The organism is Jeotgalibaca caeni, assembly GCF_028863945.1.
Lineage (GTDB): Bacteria > Bacillota > Bacilli > Lactobacillales > Aerococcaceae > Jeotgalibaca > Jeotgalibaca caeni.
Genome location: NZ_JARBEA010000047.1, coordinates 1 through 20,004, shown reverse-complemented (window position 1 = coordinate 20,004; position 20,004 = coordinate 1). Strand labels below are relative to the sequence as shown.

The 20,004-nt window shown below is 41.2% G+C and carries 20 protein-coding genes and 1 pseudogene; 20 read left to right on the top strand and 1 reads right to left on the bottom strand.

The genetic code is table 11. The annotated features are described in order from the left end of the window. The first annotated feature begins 197 nt into the window (after window positions 1–197). The 10 genes from PVE40_RS09820 to PVE40_RS09775 all read left to right on the top strand — a co-directional run bounded on the left by PVE40_RS09820 (window position 198) and on the right by PVE40_RS09775 (window position 8,951). Window positions 198–665: a hypothetical protein gene (locus tag PVE40_RS09820; RefSeq protein ID WP_274731746.1), complete on the top strand. Its 468-nt coding sequence runs from the start codon at window positions 198–200 to the stop codon at window positions 663–665. Window positions 666–694: 29 nt separating this feature from the next. Beyond that, window positions 695–1,213 carry a DUF2179 domain-containing protein gene (locus PVE40_RS09815; protein WP_274731745.1) on the top strand — a complete coding sequence of 173 codons (519 nt, stop codon included), beginning with the start codon at window positions 695–697 and terminating at the stop codon, window positions 1,211–1,213. A gap of 18 nt (window positions 1,214–1,231) precedes the next feature. Further along, window positions 1,232–2,182 (top strand): aldo/keto reductase, encoded by a 951-nt coding sequence (locus PVE40_RS09810; RefSeq protein WP_274731744.1) that lies wholly within the window; start codon window positions 1,232–1,234, stop codon window positions 2,180–2,182. A 518-nt stretch (window positions 2,183–2,700) separates the two neighbouring features. Beyond that, a complete protein-coding gene (locus PVE40_RS09805) occupies window positions 2,701–3,723 on the top strand; it encodes a PTS sugar transporter subunit IIC (RefSeq protein ID WP_274731743.1) in 1,023 nt (340 codons plus the stop codon). 19 nt (window positions 3,724–3,742) lie between these two features. After that, window positions 3,743–4,780 (top strand): branched-chain amino acid aminotransferase, encoded by a 1,038-nt coding sequence (locus PVE40_RS09800; RefSeq protein WP_274731742.1) that lies wholly within the window; start codon window positions 3,743–3,745, stop codon window positions 4,778–4,780. Window positions 4,781–4,885: 105 nt separating this feature from the next. After that, window positions 4,886–5,920, top strand: coding sequence for a YihY/virulence factor BrkB family protein (locus PVE40_RS09795; protein WP_274731741.1), 1,035 nt, complete (start codon window positions 4,886–4,888; stop codon window positions 5,918–5,920). Window positions 5,921–6,032: 112 nt separating this feature from the next. Beyond that, window positions 6,033–7,235 (top strand): FtsW/RodA/SpoVE family cell cycle protein, encoded by a 1,203-nt coding sequence (locus tag PVE40_RS09790; RefSeq protein WP_274731739.1) that lies wholly within the window; start codon window positions 6,033–6,035, stop codon window positions 7,233–7,235. Window positions 7,236–7,245: 10 nt separating this feature from the next. Further along, window positions 7,246–7,602 carry an arsenate reductase family protein gene (locus PVE40_RS09785; protein ID WP_274731738.1) on the top strand — a complete coding sequence of 119 codons (357 nt, stop codon included), beginning with the start codon at window positions 7,246–7,248 and terminating at the stop codon, window positions 7,600–7,602. Window positions 7,603–7,671: 69 nt separating this feature from the next. Continuing rightward, complete coding sequence (locus PVE40_RS09780; protein ID WP_274731737.1) at window positions 7,672–8,226, top strand: ATP-binding protein; 555 nt, start codon at window positions 7,672–7,674, stop codon at window positions 8,224–8,226. Further along, on the top strand, window positions 8,223–8,951 hold the full coding sequence (locus PVE40_RS09775; RefSeq protein ID WP_274731736.1) for an alpha/beta hydrolase: 729 nt from the start codon (window positions 8,223–8,225) through the stop codon (window positions 8,949–8,951). The genes PVE40_RS09780 and PVE40_RS09775 overlap by 4 nt, the downstream gene beginning before the upstream one ends. A 222-nt stretch (window positions 8,952–9,173) precedes the next feature. Here the strand turns inward: PVE40_RS09775 and PVE40_RS09770 are convergent, their stop codons facing one another. Further along, window positions 9,174–9,905: a gamma-glutamyl-gamma-aminobutyrate hydrolase family protein gene (locus PVE40_RS09770; RefSeq protein ID WP_274731735.1), complete on the bottom strand. Its 732-nt coding sequence runs from the start codon at window positions 9,903–9,905 to the stop codon at window positions 9,174–9,176. Between the two features lie 182 nt (window positions 9,906–10,087). On the opposite strand from PVE40_RS09770, the gene sufC reads away from it, so the two are divergent. From sufC to PVE40_RS09720, 10 genes and pseudogenes are all read left to right on the top strand, one after another. Then, window positions 10,088–10,861, top strand: a complete 774-nt coding sequence (gene sufC, locus PVE40_RS09765; protein ID WP_274731734.1) for a Fe-S cluster assembly ATPase SufC — start codon at window positions 10,088–10,090, stop codon at window positions 10,859–10,861. Between the two features lie 10 nt (window positions 10,862–10,871). Next, window positions 10,872–12,158 carry a Fe-S cluster assembly protein SufD gene (sufD, locus tag PVE40_RS09760; protein ID WP_274731733.1) on the top strand — a complete coding sequence of 429 codons (1,287 nt, stop codon included), beginning with the start codon at window positions 10,872–10,874 and terminating at the stop codon, window positions 12,156–12,158. After that, window positions 12,158–13,393 (top strand): cysteine desulfurase, encoded by a 1,236-nt coding sequence (locus tag PVE40_RS09755; RefSeq protein ID WP_274731732.1) that lies wholly within the window; start codon window positions 12,158–12,160, stop codon window positions 13,391–13,393. Before sufD ends, PVE40_RS09755 begins: the two co-directional genes overlap by 1 nt. Beyond that, window positions 13,380–13,829, top strand: coding sequence for a Fe-S cluster assembly sulfur transfer protein SufU (gene sufU / locus PVE40_RS09750; protein ID WP_274731731.1), 450 nt, complete (start codon window positions 13,380–13,382; stop codon window positions 13,827–13,829). The genes PVE40_RS09755 and sufU overlap by 14 nt, the downstream gene beginning before the upstream one ends. Then, window positions 13,822–15,216, top strand: coding sequence for a Fe-S cluster assembly protein SufB (gene sufB, locus PVE40_RS09745; RefSeq protein WP_274731730.1), 1,395 nt, complete (start codon window positions 13,822–13,824; stop codon window positions 15,214–15,216). Before sufU ends, sufB begins: the two co-directional genes overlap by 8 nt. Window positions 15,217–15,424: 208 nt before the next feature. Beyond that, entirely contained in the window at window positions 15,425–15,778 is a 354-nt protein-coding gene (locus tag PVE40_RS09740) for a type II toxin-antitoxin system RelE/ParE family toxin (protein ID WP_274731729.1), read from the top strand. Beyond that, entirely contained in the window at window positions 15,778–16,086 is a 309-nt protein-coding gene (locus tag PVE40_RS09735) for a helix-turn-helix transcriptional regulator (RefSeq protein ID WP_274731727.1), read from the top strand. Before PVE40_RS09740 ends, PVE40_RS09735 begins: the two co-directional genes overlap by 1 nt. A 226-nt stretch (window positions 16,087–16,312) precedes the next feature. After that, the gene (locus tag PVE40_RS09730; RefSeq protein ID WP_274731726.1) at window positions 16,313–17,935 is read left to right on the top strand and encodes a type I restriction-modification system subunit M; all 1,623 of its coding nucleotides are present in this window, start codon (window positions 16,313–16,315) and stop codon (window positions 17,933–17,935) included. Further along, window positions 17,928–19,160 carry a restriction endonuclease subunit S gene (locus tag PVE40_RS09725; protein ID WP_274731725.1) on the top strand — a complete coding sequence of 411 codons (1,233 nt, stop codon included), beginning with the start codon at window positions 17,928–17,930 and terminating at the stop codon, window positions 19,158–19,160. The genes PVE40_RS09730 and PVE40_RS09725 overlap by 8 nt, the downstream gene beginning before the upstream one ends. A gap of 75 nt (window positions 19,161–19,235) precedes the next feature. Next, window positions 19,236–19,928 (top strand): annotated as a pseudogene (locus PVE40_RS09720) (site-specific integrase); the annotation flags it as partial. Window positions 19,929–20,004: the final 76 nt, after the last annotated feature.

The following is a 20,004-nucleotide window of genomic DNA, read 5'->3' as shown; positions in this document are numbered from 1 at the left end:
TGTCGGATAACTAAACAAAAAACAGTGTTGGAACAACGCTTAGAGAGCATTTTAGAAAAACTATGAATTATTCAGGATAAAGAAGGCGTATTGAATATTGTTCGTGAAGTCATGCGTGGTCCTGACCATGTATCGAAATTCGATTTGTTAAAGCATAAATTATCGTTATAATAATAAAAAAAGAAAGAAGGGGTAAGATGAAGGAATTAAAGAAAGCACTATTCATTTTAAGCTCGTCAGTGTTATTGGTGGCTTGTGGAGGAGCGGTAGAGAACGATACCGTTTCAGAATCGACGGAATCAGCGTCAGTCGAAGAGAGCATGGAGTCGGTTGAAAGTATGGAATCAGAAACATCTTCTGTTGAAGAGAGTTCCATGGAATCAACTTCCAGTGAAGAATCCTCACAAGAGGATGATGAGTATGCATCCTTAATTGAAGAAGCACGTGAGAAAATTACGGCAGAAACGGGTTATGAAGAAGGCGAAGAATTTATTTATGTCGTTGACGTTGTGGAAGATGGCGAATTTGTCCAAATCGATGTGCGTGAAAATAATATGGAAGTAACCAGCAGCAGAGGACTATTCCGCTATGATGGAGAAACCAAAACGTTGTACGAGCAAGATATTTTGACCGGTGAATTTGTCGAATATCCGGCCAATAATTAGAATGATCAACATTATTTTGAGGTGAAGGAATGAATTTTGGTTTAATTTTACAAATATTTTTAATTAGTTTTGTGTACGTTACGTTAAGTACGATTCGATTGATGCTGACAATGAAAGGGTACCGTGTGCTGGCGCCTTTGTTGAGTATGATTGAAATTGTTATTTACGTGACGGGACTAAGTATCGTAATGAGCAGTTTGGATAATCCATTGAATCTGGCTGCCTACGCAATTGGGTACGGAATCGGGATTGCTCTAGGGATCAAGATAGAAGACTGGCTGGCGCTTGGGTATACCATGATGACAGTCATGACTTCAGACCGACAAAGCACAATGCCGCAAAAACTTCGTGATGCTGGATATGGCGTCACCATTTCCCATGCGGAAGGTCGCGACGGGGAACGGATGGTACTAAATGTACTAGCAACACGCAAGAACGAGCGGGACTTGTTAAACAAGGTCTTAGGTATTGACGAAAAGGCATTTGTTTACTCGTCTGATCCGAAGTATATCCACGGCGGTTTCTGGTCAAAACGCATTCGCAAATAATCTCTCGGGAGGATACACATGGTTCAAAAAGTAAAACTTGGGCGCACCGATTTACTGGTGAATCCAATTGGAATTGGTGCAAATAAATTTCAACAACAAGACGTCTCAACGAACACGGAGTATGGCGGCGATGTTTTACTAGCTGCTATAAATGCAGGCCTGGATTTTATTGATACAGCCTTTATCTACGGAAATGGCGTATCAGAAACGATTATCGGGGACACGTTGAAGAAGCATAATCTACGCCAACAAGTGGTGATTGCCACAAAAGGGGCACATGATCTTAGCAGCGGGGAAATGAAAATCAATAACCACCCGAACTTCCTGCGCCAGCAAGTGGAAGACAGCTTGCGTCGTTTACAGACGGACTATTTGGATTTGTACTACATCCATTTTCCGGACGAATCGACACCCAAAGACGAAGCAGTCGGCACTTTGTTGCGGTTGAAGGAAGAGGGGAAAATTCGTGCAATTGGTGCTTCCAACTTCTCTCTAGAACAACTGAAAGAAGGCAACAAAGATAACGGCATTGATGTTGTTCAAGATGAGTACAACCTGATTAACCGAACAGCTGAAACAGAATTCTTCCCATACTTCAAGGAAGCTGAAATTGCATTTATTCCGTATTTTCCTTTGGCTTCAGGACTGTTAGCTGGGAAATACAGTACCGACACGATACTAAACGAAAATCAAAAACGCAAAGAACATTTCCAAGCAGGGTACTATGAAACAATTTTGGAAAAAGTAAATCAAATTAAGCCCTTAGCTGAGAAGCACCATACTGGGTTACAAAATGTAGTGCTGGCTTATTACTTGATGCAAGAAGAAGTGGCTGCGCTCATTCCAGGGGCACGTAACCGGCAGCAAGTACTGGAAAATATGGAAACTTTAGAAGTTCGTTTGGATGCAGAAGATGTGCAGTTGATTGAATCTGCATTTCCTCACAATTACCATTTCAAGTTAAATTAGGAAACGATTTAAACAGTAAAATTCCCTTTTTGCACGCTACTTTAACGAACGAGGTCTCGTTCGATGAAGTGGGGTGCTTTTTGTGTCTCACTTTAACGAACTCGGCTCAATTCGATGAAGTACGCCATTTTTTAAGCCTCACTTTAACGAACTTCCTGTATGAAGACGCATTCATTAAGGAAAGATTAGAAAATCGTTGACTTATTCTCATTTAGCCCGTAGAATGACTTCAACATCTAATAACCAATGCAGAAGGAGGTACGCATCATGAAACAAAAAACAGTAATGGCAATGATCACTCAACAACATAAAACAAATCATCATGACGTACCTGCTTCTGTCATTATTTTATTAATTGAGCCATAGGATTCTTGTTTTGCAAATTTTGCAATGAACAGAGTCCTATTCGTGTTTCACTAGCGTAGGGCTCGGTTATCGAAAGATGAGCCCCTCGTAATGAGCGGCTCATCTTTTTTTTATTGGTCGTTAGATAGTAACCACAACCAGGAGGGAACAGAATGAACAAGACAGCAGCGTATATGAAGGAAAAAGTATTGATGGCATCATCAGGAATTGCGAACGCCATTTTTCTAACCATCGGAGTCGGCTTTTTATTAGAAACACTAGGGGACATGTTTGGTATTTCCTTACTCGTTACGATTGGCGGTATCGCAAAAGTATTACTTGCTCCAGCATTAGGAGCTGGTGTTGCGATTATGCTTGGCGGTAATACGCTGGTCGTGTTCAGTGCCATGGTAGCAGCGTCATTAGGTGGAGGAGCAGTCCAAGCCGGTGCAGAAGGAGGGCTCACCATTATCGGCGGCGAACCGATTGGAGCCTTGCTCGCTGGTACAATTGCAACCTTTGTCGGCAAACGAGTTACAGGAAAAACGCCGCTTGATATGATGGCCATTCCGGTTGCTGCACTGATGGTAGGTGGGACAGCAGGAATTTATTTAGAACAAGTGATGTCGCCGCTCTTAATGGCAGTCAGTAGTGCGATCACAAGTGCCGTTTCAGGCAGTCCAGTAGTCGGATCCGTTGTACTGGCAGTTGTGTGGGGACTTCTATTGATGTCACCTGCATCCTCTGCAGCACTTTCTGTAGCGTTAGCACTCGATCCGATTTCCAATGGAGCTATGTTGATTGGTACAACCGCACAGTACTTTGCCTTCTCCGTCGTATCTGCTAAGGAAAACGACCTTGGAGGATATCTAGCTCAAGGAATTTGTACACCGAAAGTACAGTTGCCAAACATCATCAAGAATCCAGCGATTCTAATCGGACCAACCCTATCTTCTGCTATTTGTGGACCGATTGCTATGGCACTCGGCTTCCGCACCATTCCTGCAATGGGCGGGATGGGATTCTGTTCCTTTGTGGCTCCTCTTTATGTAATTAACAATAACGGTTGGTATCAATTTGGAGTATACTTACTGTGTGGAGCGGTTCTTCCGGTACTAATTACCGTGGCCGTGAACAAAGGATTGTACGCAAAGAAAAAAATCGCTGTGGGCGATATGGCACTTTCGGTAAACTAGAAATGGGGGAAGCAGATTAATGACAGTAGTTAAAAGTACGGTAGATTTGGACTGGGAAAATTTAGGTTTTTCCTATCTTAAAACAGATTATCGCTATGTATCTTATTGGAAAAATGGTGAATGGGATGCAGGTGCTCTCTCAACGGAAAATACAGTCACCATCAGTGAAGGTTCACCTGCATTACATTATGGTCAATCCTGTTTCGAAGGAATGAAGGCTTATCGAACCAAAGACGGCGACATCCAATTATTCAGACCTGAAGAAAATGCAAAACGAATGGCAAAAAGTTGCGAACGATTGATGATGCCGGCTTTTCCGGTAGATAAATTCGTTGAGGCAGTCAAAGAAGTGGTAGCAGCAAATGAGGCATGGGTTCCTCCATATGGAACAGGAAGTACCCTCTATATTCGTCCCTATATGATTGGGATCGGCGATAATATTGGCGTTCGACCAGCAAGTGAATATTTATTTTCGGTTTTTGTTATGCCAGTAGGCGCGTATTTCAAAGGGGGATTAGTTCCGACAAACTTCATTATTTCTGATTTTGACCGAGCTGCCCCACATGGAACGGGCGCTATCAAAGTAGGCGGAAACTATGCGGCGAGCTTAATGCCAGGAGCGCTCGCGAAGCAACGTCACTTCAGCGACTGCATCTATCTGGATCCAGCTACGCACACGAAGATTGAAGAAGTGGGATCTGCAAACTTTTTCGGAATCACACATGACAACGAATTTGTGACACCATCCTCGCCGTCCATTTTGCCAAGTATTACGAAATACTCTTTGCTCTACCTGGCCGAGCATTATCTCGGCATGAAGGTGGCTGAACGAGATGTATACTTGAACCGTTTGGATGAGTTCAGTGAAGCAGGAGCGTGCGGCACGGCCGCAGTCATTTCTCCAATCGGCGGCATCCAAACGAATGAGGACTTCCATGTCTTCTATTCAGAAACCGAAGTAGGACCCGTAACCGAAAAATTGTATGCAACACTGACTGCCATTCAGTTTGGCGATTTACCTGCACCAGAAGGATGGGTTGTCAAAGTAACGGCATAAGGATAGGAGGCCGAGCGTCATTGCTCGGTCTTTTTGTTTTGTTCTCTTCGTTTGCTTTGATATGATGGTAGTAATAAGAAACTAAGCCTGAAGGGTGTGAACAGTATGGCTGCCGTAACCAAGGATTCAAAAAAGTCAAAAAAAGGATTCGATTTGAAAGAAATCGGACGCATCACCTTGCAACATTTTCAACGTGCTGAACTAGGTCGACAAGCTGCGGAACTTGCGTACTATATTTTACTGTCTTTATTTCCTGTTCTTTTAGCATTAGGAAACGTGATTCCACTCCTACCCATTCCAACGGACCAAGTGTTGGAATACGTAGAAATGGGAGTTCCAGCAGAAGTGGGGTCTATTCTCCTACCCATCCTAGAAGATTACTTATCAGGAGGTAGTGGGGGAGCCATTACGATTGGGGTAATCATTTCCTTGTGGACGGCATCGAAAGCTTTCTCCGTCTTCCAACGCGTCTTAAACCAAGTATATGATTCCGAAGTGAAGCGCAACTTCATCATTGCACGGATTTTTTCCTTCTTCATTGCTATTTTGCTAGTAAGTTTATTAGCAGTTGTAGCCTTTCTCTTCGTATTCGGACGTGAGATTTTAGTTCTGGTACAAGAATTTATTCCAGTCGATCTGGTTGGAGTCATTACCACCTTCGAGTATTTCCGTTGGATTGTCGCTTTTGTGGTCTTGATTGGCATGATGGCGGTCGTTTACTTTATCGTGCCGAATGTTAATTGGCCCTTTAAGTATTCGGTTCCCGGCGCCATTCTTGCGACGGTTGGGTTCTTATTGATTTCCCAGTTGTTCTCCTTGTACATCAGTTTTGCAGGAGGACAAGCAATCGGAAACGGGACAATCGGGGTCTTTATTGTTTTGATGATTTGGTTGTATCTGCTCGGGAACGTCTTTATCTTAGGCGGAGTCTTAAATGTTGTGATTTACGACTACCTGCACGAGGATGAAGCAGTGATTAACGAAGAGAAGACATACCTATCAGTTGTTTATTCGGAAAAAGGAAAAGATTATGTTGCACGCCAACAAATCTTGCGCAAATCCTTATTGAAGGATAATCCAAGAATTAAAATGAAAGATTTGCCCGGACAAGTGACTCCAGAAGATTGGGAACGGCCATAACAAGCACCGTTATGAAGGTAAGAATCGCTTAAGTGATTCTTACCTTTTTTTTCTGCAGTTTTTTCTATATAATAGGGAAATGAAGTATGGTTAGGGAAGAAAGGAAATATTCATGAGAAACCAACAAAAAAGTCCAAAATCAGATGTGTCGAAAATTGATTATGGCATCATCTTATCGGTTTTGTTACTCGCATTGATTAGTATTGTTACCCTTTATTCCACCACTTATTTAATGAGCACCACCCCAAGTTTGACACCGACAATCATGCAAGTAGTCTGGTATGCAATTGGAACGGTTGCAGCAGTGGTGGTGATGCACTTTGATTCCGAGCAATTATGGAAACTGGCGCCAGTTGCCTATGCTCTGGGTATTTTGCTCTTAGTTCTTGTTTTGATTTTTTACGATCGGCCAACCTATGAACTGCAGGGGGCGAAGAGCTGGTTCAAATTCGGACCCGTTACCTTCCAGCCTTCAGAAGTAGTGAAAATTGCCCTGATTGTTATGTTGGGTCGTGTCATTACGCAGCACAACGTAGAGATCGAAGAGCGCACAGTCAAAACGGATGGTCGCCTAATCTTGAAGTTGGGCCTTTGGTCACTGCCGCTCTTGGTTTTGATTATGGCTCAAAATGACTTAGGAACCACATTGGTTTACTTAGCAATTATTATCGGTATGACGCTCCTTTCCGGTGTGTCTTGGAAAATCTTGCTGCCCGTATTTGGTACGATTGGTTTAATAGGCTTTGTTCTGATCTACCTGGTTCTTTATAACCGAGATTTACTAATGTCGATTGGATTCCAGAACTACCAATTCGCCCGGATTGATACCTGGTTGAACCCTTTTGCTGACAGCCGGGGAGATGCCTTTCAGTTGGCTCAGAGCATGAAGGCCATTGGATCAGGGAAAGTATTCGGTAAAGGGCTTGGTATTTCGGAAGTATATGTACCGGTTCGAGAATCCGATATGATTTTCGCAACGATTGGAGAAAACTTTGGCTTTATCGGCGGATGTTTCGTTGTTTTCGTATACTTCCTGCTGATTTATCAAATGATTCGGATATGTTTCGATACGAAGAATGAATTCTATGCGTACATGACAACAGGCGTTATTATGATGATTCTCTTCCACGTTTTGGAAAATATCGGGATGACAATTGGCTTGCTGCCGATTACGGGAATTCCATTGCCGTTTATTTCTCAAGGAGGATCTGCCTTACTAGGAAACATGTTGGCAGTAGGATTAGTCATGTCGATGCGATTCCATTATCGCAGCTACATGTTTTCTGAAGAAGAAGAACATTACGGGATGCGCTAGGAGGAAAATGATGAACGTGTTTTACGGACACCCAACTTGCTCTACTTGTAAAAAAGCAGAAAAGTGGCTCCAACAAGAAGGAATTGCCTATGAATGGAAGAACATTAAAGAAGAAACGCCGGATCGAGAATTGTTGCGCCGCTTCTTGGAAGAAGGGCAACTGACACGGAAACGTTTATTCAATACAAGCGGAAATTTATACAAAGAATTAAACTTGAAAGACCAGATTGAATCCTTTAGCCTCGAAGAGGTGCTGGACCAATTGCAAGCGGACGGCATGCTGATTCGCCGCCCGTTTCTAACAAACGGCGAGCAAGTAACGGTCGGCTTTAAGGAAGAAACCTACGCAGAAATGTGGCAAGCATAGAAAACTAGGAGTGTGACAAAATTCGTTTTGTTGCACTCCTTTTTGTTACTTGAAGGAGAGGGACGAAGAATGAAACGGAGGATTCATATACTGGGTGCTGCTGGATCAGGGACATCTACCTTGGGAGCAGCTCTGGCAAACGTTTTGCCTCATCAGCATATCGATACCGATGATTATTTCTGGATAACTAAGTTTACTGAACAAAGACCCGTGCAGGAAAGGAAAAGTTTGTTGTTACATGACCTAAACCGTTATGAGAGTTGGATTCTGTCCGGCGCTGTATGTGGTTGGGGCGATTCCTTTAAGACAAGCTTTGATATGGTTATTTTTTTGTATCTTCCTGCAAAGGTTAGATTAGAACGTCTTCAACAAAGGGAGATCAAACGATATGGATCAGAAGCATTGTTGGGCGGCTCCCATTATGAGCAATCTCAAACCTTTTTAGAATGGGCATCGCGGTACGATACTGCCGGAACAGAAATCAGAAGCAAGGTTTTGCATGAACAGTGGATGGCAGATTTATCTTGTCCTGTCATTCGCATAGAAGGCGATTATACTACTGAAGAACGAATGGCTGTCGTGCTAGATTATTTACGAGAAAACGAAAGGTGGCAACAGATATGAGAGGCAAAAAAATTTTAATCGGAGTAATGACTTTTTTAGTCATTTTAACAGGGATTTTTCTGGTGTATGTAAATGATTATTACAAAGCTGAAGAAGAAGCGCTGGTAGCACTTGAATCGAATGAAGCTGTTCACGTAACCGGAGAAGATCCCATCCAGGTCCTTCCCGCAGAAGAGGGCGATAAAGAAGTAGGGATTATTTTTTATCCAGGAGGAAAAGTCGAAGAAGAAGCGTACGGCCTCCTTATGCAGCAGCTAGCGGAACAAGGATACTCGGTTTTCTTAGTTGATATGCCCTTTAATCTGGCTGTCTTTGATATTCAAGCGGCAGAGGAAATCATGGCGAACAATCCTGAAATTTCAAAATGGTACTTAGCAGGGCATTCCTTAGGGGGTTCCATGGCAGCGATATTTGCAAGCAAAGAAGTGGAAGAGTTAGCGGGTTTAATCCTTCTTGCATCGTATTCGACAGCTGATTTGTCGGCGAGCAACTTGCCGGTATTGTCTTTGTACGGCAGCGAGGATGCAGTTATTGATGTAGCGAAACTCGAAGAGTACCGCCCGATGCTGCCTGAAGACCATATTGAAAAAGTAATTGAAGGCGGGAATCATGCCCAATTCGGAAACTACGGAGAGCAAGAAGGAGACGGCGAAGCGTTAATTTCTGCCGAAGAACAACAACAAATTACAGTAGAAGCCATTACTCAGTTTATTGAAAGCTATTAAATTTTATCGTTGCGATAGGACTCAGCTTAGAGTGGCTATCACAACGATAAATGCTCTTGCGTTGTGATAGCCACTCGTTCAGCAGCTCTATCACAACGATAAAAGCTTTTGCGTTGTGATAGCGCGCAACTCGACCGATCTATCGCAACGAAACAAAATCGTAAGAAAAAGAAAACGAATCCCATTCATCCTTTTACACGGAAGAATGGGATTCGTTTTCTTTTATTGGCATTTTTTTACAAAATCAGTAAAGATTGCTCGGCTCACAGAGTCGTTATTCAGCATAATTTCTGGGTGCCATTGCAATGCTAGGATATCTTGTTCTGAATCGGTTGCTTCAACAGCCTCAACCATTCCATCCGAACTCGTTGCGACCACCCGCAGTCCTTTTCCTAAGTCCTTGATTCCTTGGTGGTGGAAAGTATTAACCATTGCACGGTCTCCAGTTAGGGTATGTAAGTAACTGTCCGCCTCCACGCTTACCGCATGAACAGGGAAGTTGAATGGCGCCTTTTGAACGTGTTGCATCATATGCTCGCCGTACTGAGTTGGCAAGTCCTGATATAACGTCCCGCCAAAGTGAACATTCAGCAACTGCATCCCGCGACAAATTCCTAAAATTGGAATCTTGCGCTCCAATGCCGCTTCAATTAATGCCAGCTCAAAGGTGTCACGTTGCGGATAAATGGCCTGCAGCTGAGGATGTGGATCTTCACCGTACAGATTTGGATCAACATCATACCCGCCAGTTAGCAATAATCCATCTAACAGCTGAACATACTGCTGAGCCATTTCTTTCGTACCAATGGGTAAAATTAAGGGAGACGCCCCTACATGATGAAGCCCATCAATGAAGAACTGAGGCGTATAAGCAACAGAAGTTCCCTCAAATGCCGTAGAGACTTGTAAAAGTTGATTTCCTGAAATGCCGATTAATGGTAGTTTAATGACCATCGCCTCCTAAAAATTGATTCTTATTATTATCTCATAATTTCATACAAATGAGAATCATTATTAAATATAAAAAATAAAACAGCGAAATAATAGGGTTTACACAAAATTCATTGCGATACATTCTCAATTTCGATAGAATGATAATAAGTAACTGAAATCCAAGGAATGAGAGGCTACAAAACATGTCTACATTAGAGATCAAAGACCTACATGTTTCCATCGAAGACAAGCAGATTCTAAAAGGGGTAAACCTCGTTATTCATACAGGCGAAATTCATGCCATCATGGGACCAAATGGAACTGGGAAGTCTACTCTATCCCAAGCCGTAATGGGTCATCCAAGCTATACCATCACGAAAGGAGAAATCCTTCTGGATGGAGAAAATGTATTGGAAATGGAAGTTGATGAACGTGCACGCGCTGGACTATTTTTGGCGATGCAATACCCAAGTGAAATCACAGGTGTCACGAATGCTGAATTCATGCGTGCAGCAATCAATGCGCGCCGCTCCGATGACAACAAAATGTCTGTCATGGATTTTATTAAGAAGTTAGACAAGAATATGGCAGTCTTAGATATGCCGGAAGAAATGGCCGAGCGTTATCTAAACGAAGGCTTCTCCGGTGGGGAAAAGAAACGCAATGAAATTCTGCAACTAATGATGATTGAACCAAAGATTGCCATTCTAGACGAAATCGATTCGGGCCTTGATATCGATGCGTTGAAAGTTGTTTCTGCCGGCATCAATGAAATGATGGGCGATAACTTCGGCGTCATGATTATCACGCACTACCAACGTCTCTTGAATTACATTGAGCCAACCTATGTACATGTTATGATGGACGGCCGAATTGTGAAAAGTGGCGACGCAAGTCTAGCGAAACGTTTGGAAGCAGAAGGCTACCGCGGCATTCGCGACGAATTAGGATTAGACATTCAATTGGATGAAGAGTAGGGGGAAGACAATGACTGAATGGAGCGAAACCAATACGGCATTGCAAACCTTTGCTGCCTTACGAGAAGAACCAAATTGGTTGACGGAAAAAAGGTTCGCTTTCGTGGATAAATGGAGTGAACTGCCCGTACCCACTATCGAAAAAGTGAACTTCCACCGTTGGGCGCTAACTGATTTAGAAATCGATGCGACATACGGCGAAGAGTTTGTGAATGCCCAGCAATATCAATATGCCCAAGGGGACAACGGTAAGATTGTTCAGTATGGGAAAGAAACGATGCTCGAACAACTTCCACAAGAACTGATTGAACAAGGTGTTATTTTTACAGACTTGTTTACGGCAGTAACAGAATATCCGGAACTAGTAGAACCATACTTCATGACGAAAGCTGTGAAGCCTGAGGAAAACAATCTAACCGGTTATCATGCTGCTTATCTAAACAGCGGTATTTTCTTGTATGTACCAAAAAATGTAGAAGTCAAAGTGCCATTGGAAGCCATCTTTATCCAAAACAGCCATGTCAAAGAAGCGCTGAACAAGCACGTCTTGATTGTGGCAGATACGAATAGCTCCGTTTCTTATGTAGAGAAGTTTGAAACAGAAGGAACCCTCTCCAATAGCGCCAATATTGTGGTCGAAGTCATTACGAAACCAGGCGCACGAGTGAAATTCTCCGCTGTTGATTACTTAGGTGAGAATACCGCAGCTTACATCAACCGCCGTGGGTATTTGGAGAAAGATTCTTCTATTGAGTGGGCCATTGGGGTCATGAATAACGGTAATGTCATCTGTGACTTTGATTCCGACCTTTACGGTGACGGATCAAACAGTCTAATCAAGGCAGTAGCGGTATCAACCGGACGCCAAATTCAAGGACTCGACACTCGCGTAACGAACTATGGAAAACACTCCGTTGGACACATTCTTCAACATGGGGTTATCCTAGACCGTTCCACCTTGACATTCAATGGGATTGGTCATATTATCAAAGGCGCAAAAGGAGCCGATGCCCAACAAGAGAGCCGTGTGTTAATGCTCTCTGAATCAGCTCGAGGAGACGCAAACCCGATTCTTTTGATTGACGAGAATGAAGTAACGGCCGGACATGCCGCAAGTGTTGGGCGAGTAGACGAGGAAGAAATGTTTTACTTACTCAGCCGTGGGATTCCGAAAGAAGAAGCAGAACGCTTAGTCATTCGCGGATTCTTAGGAACAGTTATTGCCGCAATTCCAGTCAAGGAAATTCGTGAAGGATTGATTGACGTGATCGATAAGAAGCTAAGGAATGATCGCTAATGCTGGATGAAGAACGGATTAAGCAAGACTTCCCGATTCTCTTTCAAACTGTAAACGACGAACCACTGATTTACTTAGACAATGCCGCAACGACTCAAAAGCCCAAGCAAGTGCTTGAAGTTTTGCGCCACTATTATGAAACTGACAATGCTAATGTGCACCGCGGCGTTCATACGCTGGCAGAACGTGCAACGAAGGATTATGAAGCGGCCAGAGAAACAGTCCGCCGTTTCATCCGTGCCGGTTCTACGAAAGAAGTCCTGTTTACAAGAGGGACAACGACTTCCTTGAACTGGGTTGCACTCAGCTTCGGCAGCCAAGTAGTTGAAGCAGGGGATGAGATTTACCTTACCCCGATGGAACACCATTCCAATGTGGTTCCTTGGCAGCAACTTGCCAAACGTACCGGAGCTGTACTGAAGTATTTACCACTGGAGGCAGATGGTACCGTAAACGTAGCGAGAGCTCAAGAAATGATTTCTGAAAAAGGAAAAATTTTAGCAGTTTGCCATGCCTCAAACGTACTCGGAACCGTGAATCCGATTCACGAACTTACCGAAATGATTCATGCAGTCGGCGGGTACATGGTGGTCGATGGTGCACAAAGTACCCCGCACCAAGTTGTTGATGTGACCGCTTTGGATGTTGATTTCTTTGCCTTTAGCGGCCATAAGCTATGTGGCCCAACCGGAATCGGTGTTCTCTACGGCAAGGAAGCTTTACTGAACCAAATGGAACCTGTTGAATTCGGCGGGGAAATGATTGACTTTGTGTACGATGAAGACTCTACTTGGAAAGAACTGCCATGGAAGTTTGAAGCCGGTACGCCCAATATTGCTGGTGCAATCGGTTTGAAAGCAGCAATTGAATACCTAGAAGCAATCGGACTAGAAGCAATCGAGCAACACGAGAAAGCCTTAGTTGCTCATATTATGCCCCAACTTGAACAAATTGAAGGGGTTACCGTCTACGGACCAACGGATGTGACGAAGCGGACCGGTATTATCACCTTTAATGTGGAAGGCATCCATCCTCATGATTTGGCGACAGGATTCGATATGGAAGGAATCGCCATTCGAGCAGGCCATCATTGTGCTCAACCGCTGATGCGGTTTCTGGATGTATCTTCAACGGCGCGCGCTAGTTTTTATTTCTATAATACCTTTGAAGAAGCCGATCACTTTGTCAAAACGTTGGTGAAAGTAAAGGAGTTTTTCCAAGATGGCTTTATCTAGATTAGAAAACCTATACCGGCATGTGATTCTGGATCATTCCTCCAACCCGCGCAACTTTGGTTCGTTGGAAGATGCGAATGGCATGTTGGAATTAAATAACCCCACGTGCGGTGATGTAATCCAGTTGTATCTGCGCTTAGAAGGTGACCGAATTGAGGCAGCCAAGTTTTCTGGACACGGCTGTTCCATCAGCACTGCCAGCGCCAGCATGATGACTGAACAAGTCATCGGCAAAACCGTACCCGAAGCAAGAGAAATGATTGAAGAATTTTTATTATTGGTTCAAGGAAAATTGGCAAAAGAAGAGAACCACTTGGGTGATGCTGAAATTTTGAGCGGCGTAGCGAAGTTCCCAGCCCGTATCAAATGCGCCACCTTGTCTTGGAAAGCTCTAGAACGAATCTTGCTGGAGCAGAAGGAGGAAACCAATGAGTGAAGTACCTGTAGTAGACGATTATAAATTTGGCTTTCACGATGAAGCGGAGATTATTTATTCAACCGGAAAAGGCCTATCAGAAGACATCGTCCGGGAAATTTCTGCCAAGAAGAATGAGCCGCAATGGATGCTTGACTATCGTTTGAAATCTTTGGAGACCTTTTACAAAAAAGGACTGCCGAATTGGGGCCCGGATTTATCCGATCTTGATTTCAATGACATCACATACTATCAAACCGCAACCGATAAAGTAGCCCGTACTTGGGATGATGTACCACAAGAAATCAAAGATACTTTTGAAAAAATCGGGATTCCAGAAGCCGAACGAGCTTATTTAGCCGGTGCGACCGTACAGTATGAGTCCGAAGCCGTTTACCATAACATGAAAGACGAGTTTGCTAAGCTAGGGATTGTCTTTACTGACACCGATACAGCCTTAAAAGAATACCCAGAAATCTTCAAAGAACACTTCGGTACCGTAGTCCCAGCAAGTGATAACTTTGAAGCGGCGCTCAATTCCGCAGTATGGTCAGGTGGAACCTTCATCTATGTGCCAAAAGGGGTACGTTGTGATATTCCGTTACAAACGTACTTCCGGATTAACAACGAAGGATCCGGCCAATTTGAGCGTACCTTGATTGTTGTGGATGAGGGGGCGAGCGTACATTACGTAGAAGGATGTACCGCGCCAACTTACTCATCCAGCAGCTTGCACGCAGCGATTGTAGAAATTGTCGTAAAAAAAGATGCGTATTGCCGCTATACGACCATCCAAAACTGGTCCAGCAACGTGTATAACCTCGTCACCAAACGTGCGGTAGCCTACGAGAATGCGACGATGGAATGGATTGACGGAAACCTAGGCGCTCATACAACGATGAAGTACCCGAGTGTTTTCTTAAATGGACGCGGCGCAAGAGGAACCATGTTGTCCGTTGCCTTCGCCGGAAAAGGCCAGCACCAAGATACCGGAGCGAAAATGGTTCATAATGCACCAAACACCTCCAGTTCCATTGTTTCAAAATCTATTGCTAAAGACGGCGGCGCGGTAAACTACCGCGGAACCGTTCGTTTCGGCAAGAAATCTGCCGGATCCATTTCCCATATCGAGTGCGACACCATCATCATGGATGACCTGTCCAGCTCCGATACGATTCCGTATAACGAAATTCATAACGGAAATGTTTCCCTAGAGCACGAAGCCAAAGTTTCTAAAATCTCCGAAGAACAGCTGTATTACCTAATGAGTCGTGGTTTGTCTGAACAAGAGGCAACGGAAATGATTATCATGGGATTTGTCGAGCCGTTTACGAAGGAATTGCCGATGGAGTATGCGGTGGAGTTGAATCGGTTGATTGCTTATGAGATGGAAGGGTCAGTGGGGTAATACCTGTAAAAGTGGCTGAGACTGTTGATTTAATGACAGTCTCAGCTTTTGTTTCTTATTAAATGAACTAATTCCTTAGACGTTACCTAACCAAAGCGAAAAAAATATTTTTCGACAATATTAATTTTTATTTTCTAACTTATATATGTGTTTACCTTGTGTAGCGAGTATGCTACACTTGTGTTGAAAATAAAGATCGAGGTGCGCGATGGTTAAGCCAGAATTTGATTGGGGAGATGAGTTTGAAGAATACCTTAATTCATTGAGCCTCAAAGATGAAGCAAAATTTAGAGCGTTGATAGAAAGAGTAGAAAAAACTGATTTGGTAGATTCTATTAGAAAAGAACGTGTGAAGAAACTAGACGATGATCTTTACGAGCTACGCGCTAGCACAGATGAACATTGGATGAGAGGATGCTATTTTCAGGTTAAAGGTTCTAGTTTTTATATAACACATGGTTTTAGTAAGAAGACAAAAAAGACACCTATTAAAGAGATAAAGAGAGCCCTTGCTATTAGAAAGTCGTTCTTTTCTCGAATGAATTCTAGGAGGGATGAATAATGAGTAAGAACAGTGAAGCGATTAAAAAGCGCATGGCAGAGAGTAAAGAATTTAAAAGAGCATTTGAAGATGAAAAAATAAAACTTGATTTAGCTGATCTCTTTTTTGAACTAAGAGAAGAAACAGGACTAAATCAGACTGACTTTGCTAAGAAAGTAAATAAATCAAGATCTACGATTGCTCGAATTGAATCTGCTAGGATGGAGCCTTCTATATCCATGTTAGAGGACATAGCTCATTCATTAAATAAACGTGTTGAGATCCATATTGTTGATGAGAAAAATAGAAATTCACTTTCTTTTAAGTAGTTATAAGCTGAATAGCTAGCAATTTTTTTAATAGAATGAGAATTAACTTTTGAAGCAGTCGCTAAGAATCAAACAATTCTTAAGCTACTGCTTTTTTTTTATTGGTATTTTTTCCTTATATAGCCACTAAGAGAACCTGAATTAGTGATAGAATTAGTTTTTTCGATGGGTTATACTGATAGAAGTACCTATAATTTCAACTTACGCTGTAAAGGAGCATAAATAAATGGCAAGTAACACCTCAAAAACACTTTATCAAGCGCTATGGAATAGTGCTGATATTTTGCGTTCAAAAATGGATGCGAATGAATATAAGAATTATACTTTGGGTTTAGTCTTTTATAAATATCTTTCTGATAGAATGCTTCATCATGCAGCTGAATTACTAGAAAAAGAAGTTGCAGACTTAAATGAAGCTCAACAAGTTTACGTACAAGCGTTCCAAGATCCAGAAATAAAAGATGATTTGATTGATGAACTGAAATTTGATTTTTCATATGCACTTGAACCAGAATTAACTTTTACTGCATTTATTCAATCTATTTATAAAGGAAAATTCCAGCTAGAAGATTTAGCGCAAGGATTCCGCAATATTGAACAAAGTAGCGAGCTATTTGAAAATTTATTTGAAGACGTAGATTTATATTCGAGAAAATTAGGAACAACTCCTCAAAAACAAAACCAAACAATTTCTGCGGTAATGAAAGAATTGGCAACCGTAGATATGGTCCATAATGGAGATGCACTAGGGGACGCCTATGAATATCTTATCGGTCAATTTGCTTCTGATTCCGGAAAGAAGGCGGGAGAATTCTACACTCCTCAAGCTGTTTCCCAGCTAATGACCGAAATCGTATTAATGGGAAAAGAAAACCAAAAGGGCTTCACCGTATATGATCCCACTATGGGCTCTGGGTCATTATTACTTAACGTTAAAAAATACTCTAATCAACCAGGAACAATTAATTACTTTGGTCAAGAACTCAATACATCCACTTACAATCTTGCACGTATGAATATGATTCTTCATGGGGTAGATGTATCCAATCAGCATTTACATAATGGTGATACTTTGGATGCAGACTGGCCAACGGAAGAACCAACGAACTTCGATGGCGTATTAATGAACCCACCCTATAGCGCAAACTGGGCTGCTGATAAAGGCTTCCTAGATGATCCAAGATTCGCTATGTATGGGGTTTTAGCCCCAAAATCAAAAGCAGACTTTGCATTTTTACTTCATGGTTACTATCACTTAAAGGATACTGGGGTCATGGCGATTGTATTACCGCATGGAGTTTTATTTAGAGGAGCGGCTGAAGGTAAGATACGAGAAATTTTGTTAAGTAATGGTGCTATTGACACTGTAATTGGATTGCCAGCTAATATCTTCTTTAATACGAGCATACCTACAACAGTTATTATCTTAAAGAAGAATCGAGACACAAAAGATGTGCTGTTTATCGATGCTTCTAATGAGTTTACGAAAGTTAAAAACCAAAATGTTCTAGAAAAACATCATATTCAAAAAATACTAGAAACTTATAATGAGCGGAAAGACGTAGAAAAGTATTCTCATTTAGCTTATTATGAAGAAATAGTGGAAAATGACTTTAATCTAAACATCCCTAGATATGTAGATACTTTTGAAGAAGAAGAGCCAATTTCATTGGCAGAAGTTGTTAAAGAAATAGAAGAAATCGACCAACAACTAGAAGAATCAATGGAACAATTAGCAAAAATGGCGCAAGAACTAACCGCTAATAGTAGTGAAGCACAAGAAGAATTAGACAAATTTATTAAATTTATCACAAAATCTGGATCTCGAGGAGGGACTTTCATTGGTTAAGAAAGTGCCTGAAATCAGGTTTAAGGGGTTTTTTGATGATTGGGTACAGCGTAAGTTGGGAGAAGTAGGATCATTTTCTAAAGGAAGAGGTTACACAAAAAATGATTTAACCGTAAAAGGAAAACCAATAATATTATATGGACAACTATATACTAATTATCAAACTGTTATTGATCAAATTGAGACATTTACTATAGAAAAGGAAAATTCTGTTATAAGCGAAGGTGAAGAAGTCATTGTTCCTTCCTCCGGAGAATCTCCAAAAGATATTTCACGAGCCTCAGTAATTGATTATAAAGGAGTTATACTGGGAGGAGATTTGAACATTATCAAAGTTAACGAGCTAATAGACCCTGTTTTTTTGGCTTTAGTAATTTCAAATGGAAAAACTCAACGGGAACTAAGCAATAAAGCACAAGGAAAATCAATTGTACATTTACATAATTCTGATTTAGAGCAAGTTCATTTTTCTTACACAAAAATAGAAGAACAAATCAAAATAGGTATCTTTATTAGAAATATAGAAAAAAATATTACTCTTCATCAGCGTAAACTGGAAGCTTTGCAGCAACTAAAGAAAGGTTTTCTGCAAAAGATGTTTCCTACGGACAAACAAAAAGTTCCACAGTTTCGTTTTTCGAGTTTTGAGGAATCCTGGGAAAAGCGTAAGTTGGGAGATGTATCACCTTTAAGAGGTGGATATGCTTTTCAAAGTGAACAATTTTGTAACCAGGGTGTGCCAATAATTAGAATATCAAATATATTATCAAATGGGAATGTAGGAGGAGATTATGCTTTTTATAATGAACAGGAAAGAGATGATAAATATATTTTGCCAGATGGAGCGGCTTTATTAGCCATGTCAGGAGCAACAACAGGCAAAGTTGCAGTATTGAGTAATCCTAGTAATACAAAAATTTATCAAAATCAACGTGTGGGTTACTTTTCTGACTTAAAAATTGTGAATTATCAATTTGTTTCAACTTTAGTGAAATCGTATTTATTTATAAACCAATTAAGTTCAGTTTTAATTGCAGGTGCTCAACCGAATGTATCCTCAAAAGAAATAAATTCTTTTGAATTTTACTTTCCCAATAACCTCACGGAGCAAATAAAAATAGGCCACCTTTTCAATCAGTTAGACGATACCATCGTTCTTCATCAAATTAAATTAGAAAAATTAGAACATATAAAGAAATCATTCTTACAAAAAATGTTCATTTAATTTCTTTTATTACTCAAAGTCTTCTAGTATGTAAAACAGATGATTAATCATCAATTTACTTCTAGGAGGCTTTTTATGTCGAAAATAAATAAAGTACATCAATTGTTTCACGAGTATTTTGAAGAATGGGTAGAGTTGTATAAGGTTGGAGCAGTTAGACCGGTTACTTTAGATAAATACTATATTACTCACCAAAGAATAAAAGAATTAGCGCCAAATTTGCGTATTATCGATTTGAGTAGAACAAATTACCAAAGACTTTTGAATAGTTATGCTTTAACTCATGAGAAACAAACTACTATGGATTTTCACCATCAAATTAAAGGTGCCATATTAGACGCTCTCGAAGAAGGTTTGATCGAAAAGAACCCAACACGGAAAGTCATAATCAAAGGCAAAACACCAAGAGAAAAAAGAACAAAATTTTTAAATCAATTTGAACTACAGTCCTTATTAAAACAACTAGATCTGAATGATGACCTAAATTGGGATTGGTTTATTCTTTTAATAGCAAAAACCGGTTTACGTTTTTCGGAAGCTTTAGCACTTATTCCACAAGATTTTGATTTTTTTAATCAGAGCCTCACTGTTACTAAAACTTGGAACTATAAAAATAAGTTAGGTGAATTCCAACCAACGAAAAATGAGTCTTCAAAGCGGAAAATATCTATTGATTGGCAAACAGCTATACAATTTTCTCAGCTTTTAAAGGGATTAGATATTGAAAAACCGATATTTATAAAAGAAAGAGTTTTTAATTCGACTATTGTTTGTGGCAAGATAAACGTACATACAATTGCAGCGCAAAAGTACATAGCTCCGCAAGCAGCTTAGGGTAAAATAA